The organism is Rhizobium sp. YJ-22, assembly GCF_029601685.1.
GTDB lineage: Bacteria > Pseudomonadota > Alphaproteobacteria > Rhizobiales > Rhizobiaceae > Metarhizobium.
In genome coordinates, this window is sequence record NZ_JARRIR010000005.1 from 100,652 (window position 1) to 120,222 (window position 19,571).

The 19,571-nt window shown below is 63.9% G+C and carries 16 protein-coding genes and 1 tRNA gene; 9 read left to right on the forward strand and 8 right to left on the reverse strand.

Annotated elements, in window-relative coordinates; translation table 11 throughout:
* Positions 1-2 precede the first annotated feature (2 nt).
* Positions 3-992: a YihY/virulence factor BrkB family protein gene (locus P7F60_RS13615; protein WP_277918283.1), complete on the reverse strand. Its 990-nt coding sequence runs from the start codon at positions 990-992 to the stop codon at positions 3-5.
* A gap of 138 nt (positions 993-1,130) precedes the next feature.
* Positions 1,131-2,900, reverse strand: a complete 1,770-nt coding sequence (locus P7F60_RS13620; protein ID WP_277918284.1) for a glucan ABC transporter ATP-binding protein/ permease — start codon at positions 2,898-2,900, stop codon at positions 1,131-1,133.
* Positions 2,901-3,186: 286 nt separating this feature from the next.
* Here P7F60_RS13620 and P7F60_RS13625 point away from each other — a divergent pair, with 286 nt between their 5' ends.
* A complete protein-coding gene (locus P7F60_RS13625; RefSeq protein WP_277918285.1) occupies positions 3,187-3,873 on the forward strand; it encodes a LuxR C-terminal-related transcriptional regulator in 687 nt (228 codons plus the stop codon).
* A gap of 174 nt (positions 3,874-4,047) precedes the next feature.
* Positions 4,048-7,506, forward strand: coding sequence for a pyruvate carboxylase (gene pyc / locus P7F60_RS13630; protein ID WP_277918286.1), 3,459 nt, complete (start codon positions 4,048-4,050; stop codon positions 7,504-7,506).
* A 50-nt stretch (positions 7,507-7,556) separates the two neighbouring features.
* On the opposite strand, the gene P7F60_RS13635 is transcribed toward pyc, so the two are convergent.
* Positions 7,557-8,423 (reverse strand): DMT family transporter, encoded by an 867-nt coding sequence (locus P7F60_RS13635; protein WP_277918287.1) that lies wholly within the window; start codon positions 8,421-8,423, stop codon positions 7,557-7,559.
* A 294-nt stretch (positions 8,424-8,717) separates the two neighbouring features.
* On the opposite strand from P7F60_RS13635, the gene P7F60_RS13640 reads away from it, so the two are divergent.
* The gene (locus tag P7F60_RS13640; protein WP_277918288.1) at positions 8,718-9,902 is read left to right on the forward strand and encodes an MFS transporter; all 1,185 of its coding nucleotides are present in this window, start codon (positions 8,718-8,720) and stop codon (positions 9,900-9,902) included.
* Between the two features lie 94 nt (positions 9,903-9,996).
* The gene (gene ispG / locus P7F60_RS13645) at positions 9,997-11,241 is read left to right on the forward strand and encodes a flavodoxin-dependent (E)-4-hydroxy-3-methylbut-2-enyl-diphosphate synthase (protein ID WP_277918289.1); all 1,245 of its coding nucleotides are present in this window, start codon (positions 9,997-9,999) and stop codon (positions 11,239-11,241) included.
* A 38-nt stretch (positions 11,242-11,279) separates the two neighbouring features.
* Here ispG and P7F60_RS13650 read toward each other — a convergent pair whose 3' ends face one another.
* Both P7F60_RS13650 and P7F60_RS13655 read right to left on the reverse strand, forming a co-directional pair.
* Complete coding sequence (locus P7F60_RS13650) at positions 11,280-11,933, reverse strand: hypothetical protein (RefSeq protein WP_277918290.1); 654 nt, start codon at positions 11,931-11,933, stop codon at positions 11,280-11,282.
* Positions 11,934-12,002: 69 nt separating this feature from the next.
* On the reverse strand, positions 12,003-12,917 hold the full coding sequence (locus tag P7F60_RS13655; RefSeq protein WP_277918291.1) for a polyprenyl synthetase family protein: 915 nt from the start codon (positions 12,915-12,917) through the stop codon (positions 12,003-12,005).
* Between the two features lie 223 nt (positions 12,918-13,140).
* On the opposite strand from P7F60_RS13655, the gene mtgA reads away from it, so the two are divergent.
* The 3 genes from mtgA (at position 13,141) to rpmF (ending at position 14,959) form a co-directional block, all read left to right on the forward strand.
* Positions 13,141-13,860, forward strand: coding sequence for a monofunctional biosynthetic peptidoglycan transglycosylase (mtgA, locus tag P7F60_RS13660; RefSeq protein ID WP_277918292.1), 720 nt, complete (start codon positions 13,141-13,143; stop codon positions 13,858-13,860).
* An 84-nt stretch (positions 13,861-13,944) separates the two neighbouring features.
* Entirely contained in the window at positions 13,945-14,592 is a 648-nt protein-coding gene (locus tag P7F60_RS13665; protein WP_277918293.1) for a glutathione S-transferase family protein, read from the forward strand.
* Positions 14,593-14,773: 181 nt separating this feature from the next.
* Entirely contained in the window at positions 14,774-14,959 is a 186-nt protein-coding gene (gene rpmF / locus P7F60_RS13670) for a 50S ribosomal protein L32 (protein ID WP_109459508.1), read from the forward strand.
* Between the two features lie 178 nt (positions 14,960-15,137).
* Here rpmF and P7F60_RS13675 read toward each other — a convergent pair whose 3' ends face one another.
* Both P7F60_RS13675 and P7F60_RS13680 read right to left on the reverse strand, forming a co-directional pair.
* The gene (locus tag P7F60_RS13675) at positions 15,138-16,310 is read right to left on the reverse strand and encodes a GTP-binding protein (RefSeq protein ID WP_166096884.1); all 1,173 of its coding nucleotides are present in this window, start codon (positions 16,308-16,310) and stop codon (positions 15,138-15,140) included.
* Between the two features lie 8 nt (positions 16,311-16,318).
* Positions 16,319-17,425 carry a D-alanyl-D-alanine carboxypeptidase family protein gene (locus tag P7F60_RS13680; RefSeq protein ID WP_166096885.1) on the reverse strand — a complete coding sequence of 369 codons (1,107 nt, stop codon included), beginning with the start codon at positions 17,423-17,425 and terminating at the stop codon, positions 16,319-16,321.
* A gap of 163 nt (positions 17,426-17,588) precedes the next feature.
* On the opposite strand from P7F60_RS13680, the gene P7F60_RS13685 reads away from it, so the two are divergent.
* Entirely contained in the window at positions 17,589-18,749 is a 1,161-nt protein-coding gene (locus P7F60_RS13685) for a M20 aminoacylase family protein (RefSeq protein ID WP_166096887.1), read from the forward strand.
* A 48-nt stretch (positions 18,750-18,797) separates the two neighbouring features.
* On the opposite strand, the gene P7F60_RS13690 is transcribed toward P7F60_RS13685, so the two are convergent.
* Positions 18,798-19,004, reverse strand: coding sequence for a hypothetical protein (locus P7F60_RS13690; protein ID WP_166096889.1), 207 nt, complete (start codon positions 19,002-19,004; stop codon positions 18,798-18,800).
* Positions 19,005-19,405: 401 nt separating this feature from the next.
* On the opposite strand from P7F60_RS13690, the gene P7F60_RS13695 reads away from it, so the two are divergent.
* A tRNA-Ser gene (locus tag P7F60_RS13695) sits at positions 19,406-19,474 on the forward strand.
* The last annotated feature ends 97 nt before the right edge of the window (positions 19,475-19,571 follow it).

Genomic DNA, 19,571 nt, shown 5'->3' on the forward strand with positions numbered 1-19,571 from the left:
CGTCAGGGAACGGCCTCGCCGACGGTATCGGCGACATAGGCGCCACGCTCGCCGATCGGCCTTGGCGCGCCGGTTGTCGTGTCGCGCGCCGTCTGGTGCTCCAGTTCAGCGTTGATCTCGGCGCCGACGATCAGGATGATCACCGAAATCCACGTCCAGACCATGAAGCCGATCAGCGTGCCGAGCGCACCATAGGTGACGTTGTAATGGGCGAAATTGTTGAGATAGAAGCTGAAGCCGATGGAGGCGACCAGCCAGAGCGCCGTGCTGAACAGCGCGCCCCAGCTCAGCCAAGACAGGCGCGCCCTCTCACGGCTCGGCCCGAAGCGATAGATCAGCAGGATACCGCCGGCGACCAGCAGAAGGATGAGCGGCCAGCGCGCCACGAAGGCCAGGGTTTCCAGCCAGCGGTCGAGCCAGACATAGGCAAGGATCACCGGCATGATGCCGATGCAGAAGATCATCGTCACCGCCGCCACCAGTGCCCCGAAGGTGAAGAGCAGCGACATCAGGTTGAGGCGAATGAAGCTGCGCTTCTCCTCTTCGCCGTAAGCGATGTTCATCGCCTCGAACAGTGCCTTCACGCCGTTGTTGGCGCTCCATAGCGCCACCATCAGGCCGCCGAAGAAACCGAAGCCGAGCGTTGCGGTCTTCTGCATCGTCAGCGCTGAAAGCTGGTCTGTGATGATGTCGAAGGAACCCGGCGGCAGGATCGTGACGAGAAAACCGATATGACCCGAGATCGTCGTGGGATCGGCGACAAGGCCGTACAAGGACACCAGCGCCGTCAAGGCCGGGAACAGCGCCAGCAGCAGGTAATAGGTGACGCCGGCGGCGATCAAGGTCACGCGATCCTCGGATACTTCCGAGACGACCCGCCAGAACACGTCGCGCAGGCCGCGCTTGGGGATTTCGTGCGGCGCCTCGGCATCGCGCCCATGGCCGTCATCGGAAATGACGTCGGGATCCTTCGCCTCTGCCTGCCGACTCATCGCCTCCCCTTTCTCCGGCCTCGCCAACCATGGCTCTTTAATGGCCGAAAGCAGGGCTTTGTTCCGTTTTCGCAGCAACGGGAGGACGTAAAAAGGCCGGCGGATCGCTCCGCCGGCCCGGTGAGGCATGCAAGGGGGTCAGGCCGCTTCCGGCTCGGCCGCGTGGGCCTTGCGGACTTCCTCGTCGGTAAGGATGCCGCTGGCGCGCAGCAGGGCGGCGAAACGGCCGTTGCTCTGGCTGAGCTCCTGGAAGCCGCCCATTTCCACGACCCGGCCCTCGTCGAGGAAGATGACCAGATCGGCCTCGCGCACCGTCGACAGCCGGTGGGCGATGATGAAGGTGGTGCGGTCGCGGCGCAGATTGTCGATGGCACCTTTGACCCGCTCCTCGGTTTCGACGTCGAGCGCGCTGGTCGCCTCGTCGAGCACCAGGATCGGCGCATCCTTGAGGATGGCGCGGGCGATGGCGATGCGCTGGCGCTCGCCGCCCGAAAGGCGGTTGCCGCGTTCGCCGACCGGCGTGTCGTAGCCGCTGTTGCGGCTTTCGATGAAGTCGGCGGCGGCGGCAGCTGCGGCGGCCTTGACCACGTCCTCGTCGCTGGCGTCTTCGCGCCCCAGGCGGATATTGTCGCTGATCGTGCGGTTCATCAGGCCGGCATCCTGGAACACCGTGGCGATGGAGCGGCGCAGCGACTTGCGGGTCACCGACGCGATATCGGTGCCGTCGATCAGGATCTGGCCCTTGTGCGGCTCGTAGACGCGCTGCAGCAGGTTGATCAGCGTCGTCTTGCCCGAGCCGGTCGGGCCGACGATGGCGATCGTCTGGCCGGCCTTGACGGTGAACGACACGTCGCGCACACCCTGATTGGTGTTGGCGAATTCGAACGAGACGTCGCGGAACTCGACCGTACCCTTGACCTGGCCGAGGTCGCCGGCATTGGCGGGCTCCTCGCGTTCGCGCACCGAATCCTCCAGCTTGAAGAAGTCTTCCAGCTTGGCGCGGGCTTCGAAGATCTGGGTCACGAAGGCGCGCATCTGGTCGAGGCGGCCGATCAGCAGCGTGGCGAAGCCGATGAAGGCGACGACATCGCCGACGCGCAGCTCACCGCGCTGGACCAGCACCGTGCCGATGACGAGGATGATCATCATCGAGATGGTCGAGGCCATGCGGTTCAGCGCGCTGGCCAGCGCCCACCAGTCGAGCACCGGATACTGGGCCGAAAGCAGCTTTTCCGTGAAGGATTTCAGCGCCTTGGTCTCGGCGTCGATGCGGTTGTAGCTATGGACCACCGAAACGTTCGAGATCGCGTCGCTGACATGCGAGAAGACGGTGTGGTAATGGTTCTCGACGGCGGCCTGACCTTCCTTGGTGCGGCTCATCACCAGACGGCCGATGAACCAATAGGCGATGCCGAGCACGATAAGGACGATCGACAGGCGGTAGTCCATCGAGATCGCGGTCGGGATCAGCAGCGCCAGCGCCACGGCGGTCGCCAGATGCGTGCGCATGAACTCCAGCCACAGGCCGAACAGGGTTTCACTGGCGCGCAGCAGCGTATGCAGCGCGTTCGACGTGCCGCGCTGGTTGTGCCACGACAGCGGCATGGAGATGATGCGGCCGAAGGCTTCCGTCAGCAGCGTCGCGCGGCGGCCATGCGCCAGTCGGTCGGCCTGGCGCGCCACGGCCACGAAGGCGATGGTGTTGAACACGCCGAAGGCGGCCCACATCAGCAGCATGGGCGTCACTTCGGTCTTGGACGAGATGGCGTCGATGATGCGGCCGAACAGGATCGGCTCGGCGATCGTGATGACGGCCAGCACGATGTTGGCGACAACCACCATGGAGACGCGCAGTCGGTATGTAGCAAGATACTGCAACGCCCTTGCATAGACCTGAAATAGGGACACGTCGTTTCCTCTTGTGCACCGAATTAGGATGATTGATGCCAAGACTAGCGAAGGCTACCTGAACTCAGGATTAACAATCGGACCGGCGATTGTGCAGCGCAAAAAATAACGCCGCCTGCCGCAAAGTGCGGGCTTGGTGCCACACCCAGGGCGTGAGCGACAAAAATTACCCGTGCAACTCCATTTAGCAATTGCACAGATACGCAATTTGAATAAAGCACAGCCTTGAATTGAACGCATGACGAGCATGGGCCTGGCCCTTCATCCCACACCGAGAAAAACCACAGTGCAGACGCAACCGATCATCAGAATGCTGGGCGCCGCGGAAGAAACGGCGACATCGGAGGATCTGATCCGGGACTTCGAAGCGGCGCTCGGCCTTTACGGTTTCGGGGCCTACCTGCTGCTGCGCCATGGCGGCGAAGGCACGGCGGCGCTGGCGGGAAAATGTTTCGCCGCACCCGAAGCGCTGAACGCCAGTCTTCCCGATCCCGTGCTGCAGCAGTTGCGAACCGCCCGTGGCGGCTTTCGCATCCGCGACGCGCTGTCCGCCGCAAAACGCACTCGAAAGCCGCGTGGCGAGCCGGCGGGAACATCGGCGATGCGCTGGTGCGAGGGTTATGTCTTTCCCATCCATACCGGCCGCGGCTTCGCCGGCAGCCTGGCGCTTGGCGGCAACACCATGCTGACGACGCTGGATCTGGCGCTGTTCGATGCCGCCGCGCGGCTGCTGTTTCGCAGCTTCTCCGATGCCGTAAGCGACGGCCTGCCGGCCGCCTTCACGCTAACGCGGCGCGAAAGCGAGGTGCTGGATTGCCTCGCCGCCGGCCTGACCTCCAACGAGATCGGCAAGGTGATGAAGATCTCCACCCACACCGTCGACTGGTATGTGAACGGCCTGCAGGACAAGTTCGAGGCCCGCAACCGGCATCATCTCGTCGCGCTGGCTTTTCGGCTGGGCATGATCGGCTGATCCAGCCGCGTGAACTGCGCATCGCGTCTTGCGATCGCGACAGGCGCAAAAAAATGTGCTGCCGCAATTATGACACCACATGACCCCCCGGGAAATTGACATCCCGACGCAAGCGGCTACAGATTTACTTCGCGGGTGCAGCATTGCCCGTTCGCGCTGTTGGGGAGACTGCCGTTGTCGATCAAGAAGATCCTTGTTGCCAATCGTTCCGAAATTGCCATTCGCGTGTTTCGCGCCGCCAATGAGCTGGGCATAAAAACGGTGGCGATATGGGCGGAGGAAGACAAACTCGCGCTGCACCGGTTCAAGGCCGATGAGAGCTACCAGATCGGCCGCGGTCCGCATCTGGATCGCGATCTCGGGCCGATCGAGAGCTATCTTTCCATCGACGAGGTGATCCGCGTCGCGAAGCTTTCTGGCGCCGACGCCATCCATCCCGGCTACGGCCTGCTGTCGGAAAGCCCGGAATTCGTCGATGCCTGCGATGCGGCCGGCATCACCTTCATCGGCCCGAGAGCTGCGACCATGCGCCAGCTCGGCAACAAGGTCGCCGCCCGCAACCTTGCCATTTCCGTCGGCGTTCCCGTCGTGCCGGCCACCGGGCCGCTGCCCGACGACATGGCCGAGATTGCCCGCATGGCCGCCGAGATCGGTTATCCGGTGATGCTGAAAGCCTCCTGGGGCGGCGGCGGGCGCGGCATGCGCGCCATCCGCGCCGAGGCCGATCTCGCCCGCGAGGTGACCGAGGCCAAGCGTGAAGCCAAGGCCGCCTTCGGCAAGGACGAGGTCTATCTCGAAAAGCTGGTCGAGCGCGCCCGCCACGTCGAAAGCCAGGTGCTGGGCGACACCCACGGCAATGTCGTGCATCTGTTCGAGCGCGATTGTTCCATCCAGCGCCGCAACCAGAAGGTCGTCGAGCGCGCGCCGGCGCCCTATCTGTCGGAGGCGCAGCGCCAGGAACTGGCCGATTATTCGCTGCGCATCGCCAGGGCGACCGATTATGTCGGCGCCGGCACCGTCGAATATCTGATGGATGCGGATACCGGAAAATTCTACTTCATCGAGGTCAATCCGCGCATCCAGGTCGAGCATACCGTCACCGAGGTCGTGACCGGCATCGACATCGTCAAGGCCCAGATCCACATCCTCGAGGGCTTCGCCATCGGTTCGCCGGACTCGGGCGTACCGAAACAGGAAGACATCCGCCTCAACGGCCATGCGCTGCAATGCCGCATCACCACCGAAGACCCGGAGCAGAACTTCATTCCGGATTATGGCCGCATCACCGGTTATCGCTCTGCCTCCGGCTTCGGCATCCGCCTGGACGGTGGCACCGCCTATCCGGGCGCGGTCATCACCCGTTTCTACGATCCGCTGCTGGTCAAGGTCACCGCCTGGGCGCCGAGCCCGCTGGAAGCCATCGCCCGCATGGACCGCGCTTTGCGCGAATTCCGCATTCGCGGCGTCGCCACCAACCTGACCTTCCTCGAGGCGATCATCGGCCACGCCAAGTTCAAGGACAACAGCTACACCACGCGTTTCATCGATTCGACGCCGGAACTGTTCCAGCAGGTCAAGCGTCAGGATCGCGCCACCAAGCTGCTCACCTATCTGGCCGACGTCACCGTCAACGGTCACCCGGAAGCCAAGGGTCGGCCGAAGCCGAACCCGGATGCGGCCAGACCGGTCATTCCCTGGATCCACGCAGCCCTGACCGACGGCACCAAGCAGAAGCTTGACGAACTCGGCCCGAAGAAATTCGCCGAATGGGTACGCGCTGAAAAGCCGGTGCTTCTGACCGACACCACCATGCGCGATGGCCACCAGTCGCTGCTGGCGACCCGCATGCGCACCTATGACATCGCCCGCGTCGCCGGCACCTATGCCCGCGCCCTGCCGAACCTGTTCTCGCTGGAATGCTGGGGCGGCGCAACCTTCGACGTCTCCATGCGCTTCCTGACCGAAGACCCCTGGGAACGCCTGTCGCTGATCCGCGAGGCCGCGCCCAACATCCTGCTGCAGATGCTGCTGCGCGGCGCCAACGGCGTCGGCTACAAGAACTATCCCGACAATGTCGTCAAATACTTCGTCCGCCAGGCGGCCAAGGGCGGCATCGACGTCTTCCGCGTCTTCGACTGCCTCAACTGGGTGGAGAACATGCGCGTCTCCATGGACGCCGTCGCCGAGGAAAACCGCATCTGCGAGGCGGCGATCTGCTACACCGGCGACCTCCTCAATTCCGCCCGCCCGAAATACGACCTGAAATACTATACCGCGCTCGCTGCCGAACTGGAACGGGCCGGCGCCCACATGATCGCGGTCAAGGACATGGCCGGCCTGCTGAAGCCGGCGGCCGCAAAGCAGCTGTTCAAGGCGCTGCGCGAGGCGACCGACCTGCCGATCCATTTCCACACCCACGACACCTCCGGCATTGCCGCCGCCACCGTGCTGGCCGCCGTCGATGCCGGCGTCGATGTGGTCGATGCGGCGATGGACGCCTTCTCCGGCACGACGTCTCAGCCCTGCCTTGGCTCGATCGTCGAGGCGCTGAAGGGTTCGGAACGCGATCCCGGCCTCGATCCCGAATGGATCCGCCGCATCTCCTTCTACTGGGAAGCGGTGCGCAACCAGTATGCCGCCTTCGAAAGCGACCTCAAGGGCCCGGCCTCGGAAGTCTACCTGCATGAAATGCCGGGCGGCCAGTTCACCAACCTCAAGGAGCAGGCCCGCTCGCTCGGTCTCGAAACCCGCTGGCACCAGGTGGCGCAGGCCTATGCCGACGCCAACCGTATGTTCGGCGATATCGTCAAGGTGACGCCCTCCTCCAAGGTGGTCGGCGACATGGCGTTGATGATGGTCTCGCAGGATCTGACCGTCGCCGATGTCGAGAACCCGGCCAAGGATATCGCCTTCCCGGATTCGGTGGTCTCGATGCTGAAGGGCGATCTCGGCCAGCCCCCGGGCGGCTGGCCGCAGGCGCTGCAGAAGAAGGCGCTGAAGGGCGAGGAACCCTATACCGCCGTGCCCGGCTCGCTTCTGCCGCCGGCCGATCTGGATGCGGAACGCAAGGCCATCGAGGCCAAGCTGGAGCGCGAGGTGTCAGACTTCGAGTTTGCCTCCTATCTCATGTATCCCAAGGTCTTCACCGACTACGCGCTGGCCGCCGATACCTATGGCCCGGTCAGCGTTCTGCCGACGCCGGCCTATTTCTACGGCCTGCCGACCGGCGGCGAGGTGCTGCCGGAAATCGAGAAGGGCAAGACGCTGGTCGTGCTGCTGCAGGCCAAGAGCGACCCGGACGAACAGGGCATGGTCAAGGTGTTCTTCGAGCTGAACGGCCAGCCACGCCTGATCAAGGTGCCGGATCGCAACCGCGCCGCCGCGTCGATTGCCCGCCGCAAGGCCGAAACCGGCAATGCCGGCCATCTCGGCGCGCCGATGCCGGGCGTCATCTCGACGGTCGCCGTCTCCGCCGGCCAGACGGTCAAGGCCGGCGACGTGCTGCTCTCCATCGAAGCCATGAAGATGGAAACCGCCCTGCACGCCGAGAAGGACGGCACGATCTCGGAAGTGCTGGTCAAGGCCGGCGACCAGATCGACACCAAGGATCTGCTGATCGTCTACGGCGCCTGACCGGCGCCCATACCCGAAATGCAGGAGGCCGGCCGCAACGCCGGCCTTTTTCATGCCGTCACCGGACGCCTGCGTTCGCTGACGATGATGATCAGCCCGGCCGAGACGATCAGCACCGCTCCGACAATGACGCCGACCTTCGGCACATCGCCCCAGACGAGATAACCGAGCGCGAAAGCCCACACCAGCGAGGTATATTCGAACGGCGCCAGAACCGAGACAGGCGCGCGGCGCATGCCCTCGAAGAAGGCGAATTGCGCGATGCCGCCGATTGCCCCGGTCGCCATCAGCAGCACCGCCTCGCCCGGCGTCGGCGTCTTCCAGACGAAGAGCACGACGATGCCGGTCATCACCAGGAAGAACAGGTTCGACATCGACATCTGTACGATGCTCTTTTCCGCCATCGCCGTCTTGCGCAGGAGGATGGTGCCGGTTGCCCAGAGACAGGCCGCCTGCAAGGCGAGATAGACCGGCAGCGACAGGGAAAGCCCCGCCGGATTGCTGGCGATGACCACGCCGGCGAAGCCGACCGCGACCGCCAGCCAGCGCGGCCACGACACCTCTTCCTTGAGGACCAGCGCCGCCAGCACGGTGGCGACCACGGGCGCGGCGAAATAGAGCGTCGTCAGCTCGGCCAGCGGCAGCGTTCGCGCGGCGGTATAATAGGACAGCCACGCGGTCAGCAGGAACAGGCTGCGCACCGCCATCGGCTTCTGGATCGGCGAATGCACCAGCCGCCGCACCAGATCGCCGCGCCCGACCGCGAAGCAGGCGACCAGGATCGTCAGCGATCGCATGAACAGGATCTGCCAGACCGGCAATGTCTCGACCAGCAGCTTGATGGTGACATCGTGCCCGGTGAACAGGAAATAGGCGAGACTTGTCAGCAGAATGCCGATCCCGATCGAGCTTTTCACCGATGCACCAAAAAGAAAAGGCGCCCCGAGGGGAACGCCGGCGTTTGCGGAAAAATGCGCCTGAAATCGACGCTGGCGTCACAGTGATCCAGCCCGCACATCCCGTCAATGGCCAGAATTCGCATCCTTGCCGGGTTTGACAGCCGAAGGCGCCGACCTTACCAGAGATCGCGCCTGCCCACCTCGGCACCGTTCACGTGCTGAAATAAAATGTGACGCAAGGCCCGCGCGTGTCAGCTTGAAAATTCAATCGATTTAAATATGGTCGGCCGCAATTCGAAGGAGTGATATATCATGGATGGACCGATTCGCGGCTCTGTCGCTTCCCCCTTGGCCGGCCTGTTTCCCAAGCCGCGCATCGGCGTGTCGCTGCTGTTTTTGATGAACGGCTTCATGATCGGCTCCTGGGCGCCGAAAATTCCCGAATTCGCCACACGCCTGGCACTGACCGAGGGCCAGCTCGGCCTCATGATCCTGACGTTCGGCATCGGCTCGCTGGTGATGATGCCGCTCGGCGGCGCGCAGATCGCCCGTCACGGCTCGATGTTGGTCGCCAAGGTGCTGGCCATCTGCCTGGTGCCGACGCTGCTCTTCGTATCGCTGGCTGGCAATGCCTGGCTCGGCGCCGCCTCGATGTTCCTGTTCGGCGGTTTCGCCGGCGCCATGGACGTCGCCATGAACGCCAACGCCGTCGAGGTGGAAAAATCCATGCGCCGGTCGATCATGTCCTCCTGCCATGCCTTCTGGAGCCTCGGCGGGCTGATCGGCGCCGGCATCGGCGGCTTCGTCATCGCCCATGCGGGCGTCATGACCCATGCCTTCCTGCTGACGGCGCTTGCCGCCGCCATGCTGGCGATCGCCTGGCCGATGGTGCTGAAGGACCAGCCGCATCCCGACGAAGACAAGCCGAAGGCGAAGCTGCCGATGACGCCGCTGCCTTGGCTGATCGGCATCGTCGCGCTGTTCTGCATGGTGCCGGAAGGCTCGATCCTCGATTGGGGCGCGCTCTACCTGCGCAAGGAACTCGGCGCTTCCGTCACCCTCTCCGGCTTCGCATACGCCGCCTTCTCGCTGACTATGGCGATCATGCGTTTTGCCGGCGATCTGCTGCGCGATCGCCTGGGCGCCGTGCGCACCATGCGCATCAGCGCCGTGCTCGCCATCATCGGCATGACCATGGCCGGCCTCGCCCCGAATGCCGCCACCGTCATTATCGGCTTCGCCATCGCCGGCATCGGCATTTCCAACATGGTGCCGATTGCCTTCTCGGCCGCGGGCAACATGCCGGGGCTGGCGCCGGGCGTCGGCATTTCCGTCGCCACCTTCCTCGGCTATTCCGGCATGCTGTTTGCGCCGTCGCTGATCGGCTTCGTCGCCGAACATACCGGGTTTGCGGTGGTGTTTCTGGCGCTGCCGGTGCTGTTCATCGTCGTGCTCATCCTGTCGAACCTTGCGCGTCATGCCGACAGCATCAAATGAGCGACGTCATCCGGCAATTGTGATGCGCCACGCGGTTGACAAGCCACAATGCTTCGGCCACCTGAAAGGCAGCGAAATCTGCGGATGAGACCCGATGTCCTCTGATTATGATCCGAAAACGCGCCGCGCCTCTGTCGCCGTCGATGTCGGCGGCGTCATCGTCGGCGGCGGCGCGCCGGTTGTCGTGCAGTCGATGACCAACACCGATACCGCCGATATCGACGCCACCGTCGCCCAGGTCGCAGCCCTGTTCAAGGCCGGCTCCGAGATCGTGCGCATCACCGTCGACCGCGACGAAAGTGCCGCCGCCGTGCCGAAAATCCGCGAGCGGCTGCTGCGGCTTGGGCTGGACGTGCCGCTGGTCGGCGATTTCCATTATATCGGCCACAAGCTGCTTGCCGATCACCCGGCTTGCGCCGAGGCGCTGGCGAAGTACCGCATCAATCCCGGCAATGTCGGCTTCAAGGACAAGAAGGACAAGCAGTTCGGCGATATCGTCGAAATGGCGATCCGTTACGACAAACCGGTGCGCATCGGCGTCAACTGGGGCTCGCTCGACCAGGAACTGCTGACCGCGCTGATGGATCGCAACAAGGCGGAGGGCTTTCCGCTTTCGGCCCGGCAGGTGACGCGCGAGGCGATCGTGCAATCGGCGCTGATCTCGGCCAATCTCGCGGAAGAAATCGGCCTGGCGCGCAATCGCATCATCCTCTCGGCCAAGGTCAGCCAGGTGCAGGACCTGATCGCCGTCTATTCGATGCTGGCGGAGCGCTCCGACCACGCCCTGCATCTCGGCCTCACCGAGGCCGGCATGGGCTCCAAGGGCATCGTCGCGTCGTCGGCCGCCATGGGCTACGTGCTGCAGCACGGCATCGGCGATACGATCCGCGTGTCCCTGACGCCGGAGCCGAACGGCGACCGCACCCGTGAGGTGCAGGTGGCGCAGGAACTGCTGCAGGTCATGGGTTTCCGCCAGTTCGTGCCGGTCGTCGCCGCCTGTCCGGGCTGCGGGCGCACCACGTCCACTGTCTTCCAGGAACTCGCCCAGAACATCCAGAACGACCTGCGCAAGAACATGCCGGTCTGGCGCGAGAAATATCCGGGCGTCGAGGCGCTGAACGTCGCGGTCATGGGCTGCATCGTCAACGGTCCCGGCGAAAGCAAGCATGCCGATATCGGCATCTCGCTGCCCGGCACCGGCGAATCGCCCGCCGCCCCCGTCTTCATCGACGGCCAGAAGGCGATGACGCTGCGCGGCCCCAACATCGCCGCCGATTTCGAGGCGCTGGTGATCGATTACATCGAGAAGCGTTTCGGGCAGAAGACGGCGGCCGAATAGGCCGCCGCCGGCGCTTTTCCAGGAAAAGCGGAAAAGCCTTAGTTCAAATCCATCAGCTCGATATACTCCGCGGTGCCGTTCATCAGGTTCAGCTCATATTGCTGGCCATAAAATTTCCAGCCCTTCTTGCGGTCGTTGACGCCGACGACGGTCATCAGCAGGCCGGCTTCGCGTTCCGGCGCGACGGTCTTGCCGCGCACCTTGTTGCGATAGTCGTTGCGGCCGACGGTCTTGCTGAAGCCGCCGACATTCGCCTGCATCTTGGCGGTGTCGATATGGCCGTCATCGGTCTGGAAATTGACATGCGCGACACGCGCCGAGCCGTTCTTGAACGTCGACAGCGCAAAGGAACAACCGCTCATCGGCGCGGTGAACATGAAGGGCACGTCGTTGGACAACGTCGCTGTGCGGCACTGGTTGGCCTCATAAGGCAGCCAGATGCCCGGTACCGTGCCGTTGCCGCTGCCGCCCTTCCAGCTGACCTTCAGCACCTCGATGCCATGCGCATCCTTCCAGAAATATTTGGATTTGCGCTTGACGTTGTCGTAGCGCAGGTCGGGCTCGATGGTAAAGTTGCCGAGCACCGGCGTCTGCGAACCGCAGACGCCGTCCGCCGACGTGTTCATGACCAGAAGGTTGTGCTTGAGAAAGCTGCGCGGATTGAGGAAAAACTCGGACAGATCGACAGGCATAGGAGGACCCCTTTATCGCGCGCGATCTTCGATAGCGGCGGCGCGCTTGTCAACCGTCTCCAACGCGGCTCAATGGCGGCGATGCGCAATAAAGCGCGCGGCCTGCAACAAGGCTTCGGCGCGCGGCCCATAAGGTTCGAGCAGCGCTTCCGCCTCGCTGACCAGCGCGGCCAGCCGCGCCTCCGTCCAGGCGATGCCATGCAGCGAGGGCAGCGTGCCCTTGCCGCGCGCGACATCCTTGCCCGTCGCCTTGCCGAGCGTCGCGGCATCGGCGGTCAGATCGAGCAGGTCGTCGGAAAGCTGGAAGGCAAGGCCGATCTTCTCGCCGAAGCGGCGCAACCGCGAACGGCCATCGTCATTGGCGCCGGCAAGGATCGCGCCCGCTTCGCAGGCAAAGCGGATCAGCGCCCCCGTCTTCATCGCCTGCAGCCTGATGATGCCGGCCTCGTCCGGGTTTTCGGTTTCCGCCTGCAGGTCGAACATCTGCCCGCCGGCCATGCCGCCGATACCGGCGGCGCGTGACAGGGCCAGCATCAATTCCACCTTGCGACAGTCGTCGAGCGGCGTTTCCGGCGCGGCGATGATATCGAAGGCGAGGGTCAGCAGGCTGTCGCCGGCAAGGATCGCGGTCGCCTCGTCGTATTGGATGTGAACCGTCGGCTGGCCGCGGCGGGTGTCGTCGTCATCCATTGCCGGCAGATCGTCATGGACGAGCGAGTAACAATGGACGCATTCCAGCGCCGCCCCGACGCGGAGCGCGGCGCCGGCATTGCCGGAGAGAAGCGCCGCGCTTTCGACCACCAGGAAGGGGCGCAGCCGCTTGCCGCCATTGAGCGCCCCATGGCGCATCGCCGCCATCAGCCGCGCGGGCCGGGCGATCTCGTCGGCCTGCGGCGTATCGCCCAGCAGGCGGGCCAGCAGCGCCTCCACTTGCGTGGCGCAAAGTTCCAGGCGGGTCTCGAAGGCGGCGGTCGGCGTGTTCATGGCCGCTGTTTGCCATGCGGGCCGGCCCAAGGCAATGTGAATTGTCGAAACTTCCAGCCCTTGCGGGACGCTGGCGCTTTCCTTGCGGCGGCTGAAACGATATGAGAACCGGAAGAGGGCGGTTCGCGCAAAGAGGTGCGGCAGGACGACAGGCCCGCTAAACCCAGGCGCGGATGATGTGACTTTGGAAATCACCCCCGAGACGAAGCCCGAAGAGGAGCCCATGCCCCAGGGAAGGCAGGGTTTTTGGGCCGGGACTCGCGGTTTCGTCACCCGCCATCGCCGCCGCCTCGTTCTCGGCGTCGGCGCGATCGTCGCCCTCCCCTATGCGTTGATGCTGCTCTATCTGCTGCCCTTCGTGCATCCGGTCTCGACGCTGATGCTGGCCGATCTGGCGCTGCTGCGCGGCTACGACCGGCGCTGGGTGGATTTCGAAAACATCTCGCCCGAACTGGTGAAGGCGGTGATGATGTCGGAAGACGGCCAGTTCTGCATGCATGGCGGCGTCGACTGGAGCCAGATGCGCGGCGTCGTCGAGGATGCGCTGGCCGGCGAGCAGACGCGCGGCGCCAGCACCATTCCCATGCAGACGGCGAAAAACCTGTTCCTGTGGAACAGCCGCTCCTTCGTGCGCAAGGGGCTGGAAGTGCCGCTCGCCATGTCGGCGGATTTCGTCTGGTCGAAGCGGCGGCTGATGGAGATCTACCTCAATATCGCCGAATGGGGCCCGGGCATCTACGGCATCGAGGCGGCCTCGCGCTATCATTTCAAGATCCCGGCCTCGAAGATCTCCAGGAAGCAGGCGGCGCTGCTGGCCGTGTCGCTGCCCAATCCCGCCATTCGCATCGCCAGCAAGCCCGGCCGCGGCATGCGGCGCCTGGCCGCGGTCATCGAACACCGCGCCCGCGCATCCGGCGATTACATCAAATGTCTTTATGACTGATATCAGCCCCCGGGGCTGGATCACCGGCCTTTGCAGGGCCATGCTGCGATTGCGACAGAGACCTCATCGAAAGACGCCCGGACCATGGAAGACCTGACCCTCTATATCGGCAACAAGAACTATTCCTCCTGGTCGATGCGACCCTGGATTGCGCTCACCGCCGCCGGCATTCCCTTCCGGGAGGAACTGATCCCTTTCGATTTCCCGGCCGGCAATCCCGCCATCCGCGCCGTTTCGCCGAGCGGCCGCGTACCGCTGCTGGTTCATGACGGCCTGAAGATCTGGGAATCACTGGCGATCATCGAATATGTCGCCGAGCTTTATCCCGATGCCGGCCTGTGGCCGAAGGCGCGCGTGGATCGGGCGCTCGCCCGCGTGCTGTCGACGGAGATGCTCGGCGGCTTCCGCGCCATCCGCAATGCCTGCCCGATGAACATCCGCCGCCCGAAGCGCGCCATCGAACTGCCCGACGGCGTCATGGACGACGTCGCCCGCATCGAATCGCTGTGGCGCGAGCGGCTGGCGGCCTCGGGTGGCCCGTTCCTGTTCGGCGCGTTTTCGGCCGCCGACGCCATGTTCGCCCCGGTCGTCAACCGCTTCGAAACCTATGAACTGACCCGCGACCAGACCGTGCTCGCCTATATGGCGGCGGTGAAGGCGCATCCGGCCTGGAAGGCCTGGGAAACGGCGGCCCTGGCAGAGCCCTGGATTGTGCCGGAAGATGAAGCCTGAGCCGTAACCGACTCTACAGCCTTAAAAATCAGGCATTCGAGGGCGAAAAAATTGCCATAGGGACTGGTCAACCGCGGGCGAGGCATGTATAAGCCCGGCCAATTCCCGATATCGAACGCGGTTTGCCGCCGGGTATCCGGCTGGAAAATCACGTTTCGTCCCGTCAAGTGGAGTAAGAGAAATGGCTGTACCGAAAAGAAAAACAAGCCCGTCCAAGCGCGGTATGCGCCGCTCGGCTGACGGTCTGAAGGCTCCGACCTACATCGAAGACAAGAACTCCGGCGAACTGCGCCGTCCGCACCACATCGACCTGAAGACCGGCATGTACCGCGGTCGCCAGGTTCTGACGCCGAAGGCTTCTGCCTAAGCGTCTCGCGGAACCGCGATGAGCCGGATGCCGGCTCGCCCGGATAGGATCGAACCCTCGGCGAAAGCCGGGGGTTTTTCGTTTCGGGAGTGTTTGCCGCCAATGCCATTCGCAAACGGCAATGCTATCGGATGTAGCCTTGCCCCTTACGAAAAATTCCAGCATTTCGCCGGCTCAATCAGAACCTCATGCCGGGAATGGCCAGCGGATTGTCTTCCATGGCCTGGCGATCCGGCCGATCGATGCGCGGCGTGCCGGTGAAAGCGTCGAACAGGTCGCGGACGAAGTCTTCCGGCAATCCCTTGGTGATCAGCACCATGCGCGTGCGCCGGTCGCCATCGTCCGGCCAGGCCGGCAGGCGCACCGGCGGGTGGAAGACGGACTGGACGCCATGCAGCACCAGTGGCTGTTCGGGCCGGTCTGCCGTCGCCACGATCGCCTTCATCCGCAACAGCTTTTCGCCATGGGCGGAGCGCAGCAGGTCGACGAACATCTCCAGCGCCATCGGCTCGATCGGCTTGTCATGGATGATCGAGAAGGAGCGGATATCGCCGCCATGACGGGTCACGTCATGATGGTGATGACCGTGATGGTGATGCGCATGATCGTGGTCGTGGTGATGATCATGGTGATGCCCGTCGTGGTGATGCCCGTCGTGGTGATGATTGTCCGCCGCCGCTTCCTCGCCCAGCCATCGCCCGACATCGGCGATCTTGGAGGAAACATCGTAGAGCCCATTGGCGAGCAGGGCCGCCTGGCCGGCCGCCTCGCTGTCACCATCGACGAAAGGCGCGCGCGGATTGAGCTGGCGCAACGCCGCCTTCAACGCCGCGATGGCCTCCGGCGTCGCGAGCGTCATCTTCGACAGCACCAGCCGGTCGGCGACCGCCGCCTGCTTGCGCGCCTCGACATGGTGGTCGAGCGTCGTCAGACCGTTGACGGCATCGACCACGGTGAGGAGACCGTCGAGGATGAAATCTTGCGCCAGCACCGGATTGCCGAGCACCGACTGCATCACCGGGGCCGGATCGGCGAGCCCCGTGGTTTCGATGACGATGCGCTTCAGCGGCTTGATGCGGCCGGTTTGCATACGGTCGACCAGCGTCGCCAGCGTATCGACAAGTTCGCCGCGCACCGTGCAGCACAGGCAACCGTCCGACAGTTCGATGATCGAATCGTCCGACGTTTCGACCAGCAGATGATCGATGCCGACTTCGCCGAACTCGTTGATGATGACGGCGACGTCGCTGATCTCCGGATCCTTAAGGATCCGGTTGAGCAATGTCGATTTCCCCGCCCCGAGAAAACCGGTGACGATGGAAACCGCGATACGGTCGCTGAGCGCGCTCATCGCAAACCTCAGAACGTCGCCGGACGCGGGATCGGGATCGGCACATTGGCGAGCTGGCCGCCGGCGGCGGCCGCCGTCGCCTTCGGCGCGGGCTCGCTGCCGGGAATGAGGCCGGCGAAGACATAGTTCGGCTCGCGCGTCATCTCGCGGATATAGGCCGAATGCATCTTCATGCGGCCCACCTCGTCACGGCCCTCGCTGCGCACCTTGGCGCTCTTGGCATTGCAGATATCGGCGCTGATATCGGCGACGGTGTCGCGGTCGACGCCGTAGGGCTGCAGGGTGCGCAGGGTGGTGTTGCCGTTGCCCGGCGTCGTCAACGCCTTCTGCAGCAGGTCCGCCGACATGTCGGCGCGGGCGCCCAGGCTGTCGGTGCCGAGCACGACCGAGACCACCGTGCGGCCGTCGCGCGTCGCCGAGGACACCTGGTTGAAGCCCGAAGCGCAGATGAAACCGGTTTTCATGCCGTCGGCGCCGTCGAAGCGGCCGATCAGCAGGTTGTAGTTCGGATAGTTCTTCTTGCCGGTGGTAAAACCCTCGACCGCGAAGTAATTGGCATATTCGGGAAATTCCCGCTTGATCGCCACGGCGAGCACCGCCAGATCGCGCGCCGTCGTATACTGGCCCTTGCCGGGCAGGCCGTTGGGATTGATGAAATGGCTGGAGATCATGCCGAGCCTAGCGGCCTGGTCGTTCATGCGCGCCACGAAGGCATCCTGCGAGCCGCCGACCGTCTCGGCGATGGCCACCGCGATGTCATTGGCCGATTTGATCAGCATCATCTTCAGCGCGCTGTCCAGCGTCATCTGCTGGCCGGGCTTGTAATACATCTTGCTGGCCGGCTGGGAAGCCGCGTGCTTGCTCATGGTCACCGGGCTTTCCAGGCTGAGCTGGCCTGCGCGGATGGCGCTGAAGGTGACATAGGCGGTCATCAGCTTGGTGAGCGAAGCGGGATACCAGCGGTGGAAGGCATCTTCGTGATCGATCACGCGGCCGCTCTGCACGTCGACGACGATGCGCGGATTGGCGAAAACGGGCTGTGCAGCCGCAAGCGCCGTCGCCGCAATCGCGGTGAACAGACGCAAGGCAAGCTTGGGGGCAGTCTTCGTTGGCACGGCAGTTCCTCGAATTGTCCGGAATGGTCTCGTCACTTGGCGTTATTTATCCTATATGGCTAAGCCATGGCAAAGGCCATGGCAGACGTCAATCTTTGCGCCTTTTGCATGACGCCAAGCCCGCTTGGCCGCCGAATCACTCGATTTGCGACAGGAACACACCATGCCCATTCTCAACCGCGCCGCCGATCTCCAGGACGAAGTCACCGGCTGGCGACGCCATCTGCACGAGCGGCCGGAACTGCTGTTCGACGTCGACAACACCGCCGCCTTCGTTGCCGAAAAGCTGCGGGAATTCGGCGTCGACGAGGTTGTGACCGGGCTCGGCCGCACCGGGGTCGTCGGCCTGATCCGCGGCAAGGGCGAAGGCCGCACCATCGGCCTGCGCGCCGACATGGATGCCCTGCCGCTCACCGAAATCTCCGGAAAGCTCTGGGCCTCGACCACCCCCGGCAAGATGCATGCCTGCGGCCATGACGGCCACACCGCCATGCTGCTGGGCGCCGCCAAATATTTCGCCGAGACCCGCAATTTCACCGGCAATGTCGCCGTGATCTTCCAGCCGGCCGAGGAAGGCGGCGGCGGTGGCCGCCTGATGGTCGAGGACGGCATGATGGAGCGTTTCGGCATCGCCGAGGTCTACGGCATGCACAACATGCCAGGCCTCCCCGTCGGCCATTTCGCCATCCGCAAGGGCCCGATCATGGCCTCGACCGACGAATTCACCATCACCGTCAAAGGCCGCGGCGGCCATGCGGCCCAGCCGCACCGCACCATCGATCCCATTGTCATCGGCGCGCAGGTGGTCACCAACCTGCAGCAGATCGCCTCGCGCACCGCCGATCCTTTGCGCTCGGTGGTGGTCACCGTCACCAAGTTCAATGCCGGCTTCGCCTATAACGTCATCCCCAACGATGCCGTCATCTGCGGCACGGTGCGCACGCTGATGCCGGAGGATCGGGACATGGCCGAAGCGCGCATCCGCCAGGTGGTCGAAGGCATTTGCGCCGCCCACGGCGCCGAGGGCACGGTCGGCTATCACCGCAACTATCCGGTCACCTTCAACCATGCCAGCGAAACCGATTTCGCCGCTGACAGCGCCCGCGCCATTGCCGGCGCCGACCATGTCGATGCCGAGGTCGATCCGATGATGGGTGGCGAGGATTTTTCCTATATGCTCAACGCCCGCCCCGGCGCCTTCATCTTCGTCGGCAACGGCGACACGGCTGGACTGCACAACCCCGCCTATGATTTCAACGACGACGTCATCGCGCACGGCATTTCCTACTGGGTGCACCTCGCCGAAAGTCGCCTCGCCGCCTGAAACGGCGTGGCAAGCCCGGCGGCAACTCCGCCGGGCTTGCCGAAAGCGTCACGCGCCGCCCGCCGTCCGGCAGACGCGGACCTTCTGGATATAGAGCCGGCCGCTGTAATCATATTTGCGGTGCATTTTCACGACGCAATCCGGCAGTGCCTGCTGCGCCGTTGCCTGGCTGCCCGGACCGCGCGCCACGACATTGGCTGCGGCCGTCAGCAGAAGGGTGAGGACGAGGGCGGAAAGGACGATATGGCTACGCATCGGCGGGCTCCGAAAGGGGCGAAAAGCCCCGTTGACGGTTCCAATCTGCCATGCGGCGCAGCGATCCTCTGTTTCCCGCGGAACAGGCTTGCCCGCCCCTTGCAGCCCGCAATAAGGGTTTGCGAAAACGCCCGCTTTCAGTCTATAGAAGGGCAGCGACAGAATCGCTGACAATGTCCACGTAGCTCAGCAGGATAGAGCACAGGATTCCTAAAATTGGGCGTCATGGACGGAAACGCCATGGCGGATCTGCTCAAAGTCGGGGAACGCTTCGCTGGTCTTCCAGCATGCCGATCCCGAGCCAAGCTTCGGAGAAATCCGTCGAAGGTGTAGAGACTGGACGGGCAGCGCCTAAAGACCTCAGAGTCCATGGCGAAGGGACAGTCCAGACCACGAATGCTGCGGCAGCGGCGAAAGCCGAAGTGGTATGAATCCTGGGGTCGGAGGTTCGAATCCTCTCGTGGACGCCATTTTTCCTGCTTGTCATTGCTTTCTTTTACTTTTTTGAATTTTCCGCACACGAAACAATGAAGATCGTTTGGGACGAACCGGGCGCCTCGACGCCGA

Bases quoted from the DNA above. Each gene is read 5' to 3' on its own strand.
- P7F60_RS13655 (WP_277918291.1), bottom strand. From the start codon at position 12,917: ATGAACACGCCGACCGCCGCCTTCGAGACCCGCCTGGAACTTTGCGCC.
- P7F60_RS13690 (WP_166096889.1), bottom strand. From the start codon at position 19,004: ATGCGTAGCCATATCGTCCTTTCCGCCCTCGTCCTCACCCTTCTGCTG.
- P7F60_RS13675 (WP_166096884.1), bottom strand. From the start codon at position 16,310: ATGAGCGCGCTCAGCGACCGTATCGCGGTTTCCATCGTCACCGGTTTT.
- P7F60_RS13665 (WP_277918293.1), top strand. From the start codon at position 13,945: ATGGAAGACCTGACCCTCTATATCGGCAACAAGAACTATTCCTCCTGG.
- P7F60_RS13685 (WP_166096887.1), top strand. From the start codon at position 17,589: ATGCCCATTCTCAACCGCGCCGCCGATCTCCAGGACGAAGTCACCGGC.
- P7F60_RS13640 (WP_277918288.1), top strand. From the start codon at position 8,718: ATGGATGGACCGATTCGCGGCTCTGTCGCTTCCCCCTTGGCCGGCCTG.
- rpmF (WP_109459508.1), top strand. From the start codon at position 14,774: ATGGCTGTACCGAAAAGAAAAACAAGCCCGTCCAAGCGCGGTATGCGC.
- P7F60_RS13650 (WP_277918290.1), bottom strand. From the start codon at position 11,933: ATGCCTGTCGATCTGTCCGAGTTTTTCCTCAATCCGCGCAGCTTTCTC.
- ispG (WP_277918289.1), top strand. From the start codon at position 9,997: ATGTCCTCTGATTATGATCCGAAAACGCGCCGCGCCTCTGTCGCCGTC.
- P7F60_RS13615 (WP_277918283.1), bottom strand. From the start codon at position 992: ATGAGTCGGCAGGCAGAGGCGAAGGATCCCGACGTCATTTCCGATGAC.
- mtgA (WP_277918292.1), top strand. From the start codon at position 13,141: ATGCCCCAGGGAAGGCAGGGTTTTTGGGCCGGGACTCGCGGTTTCGTC.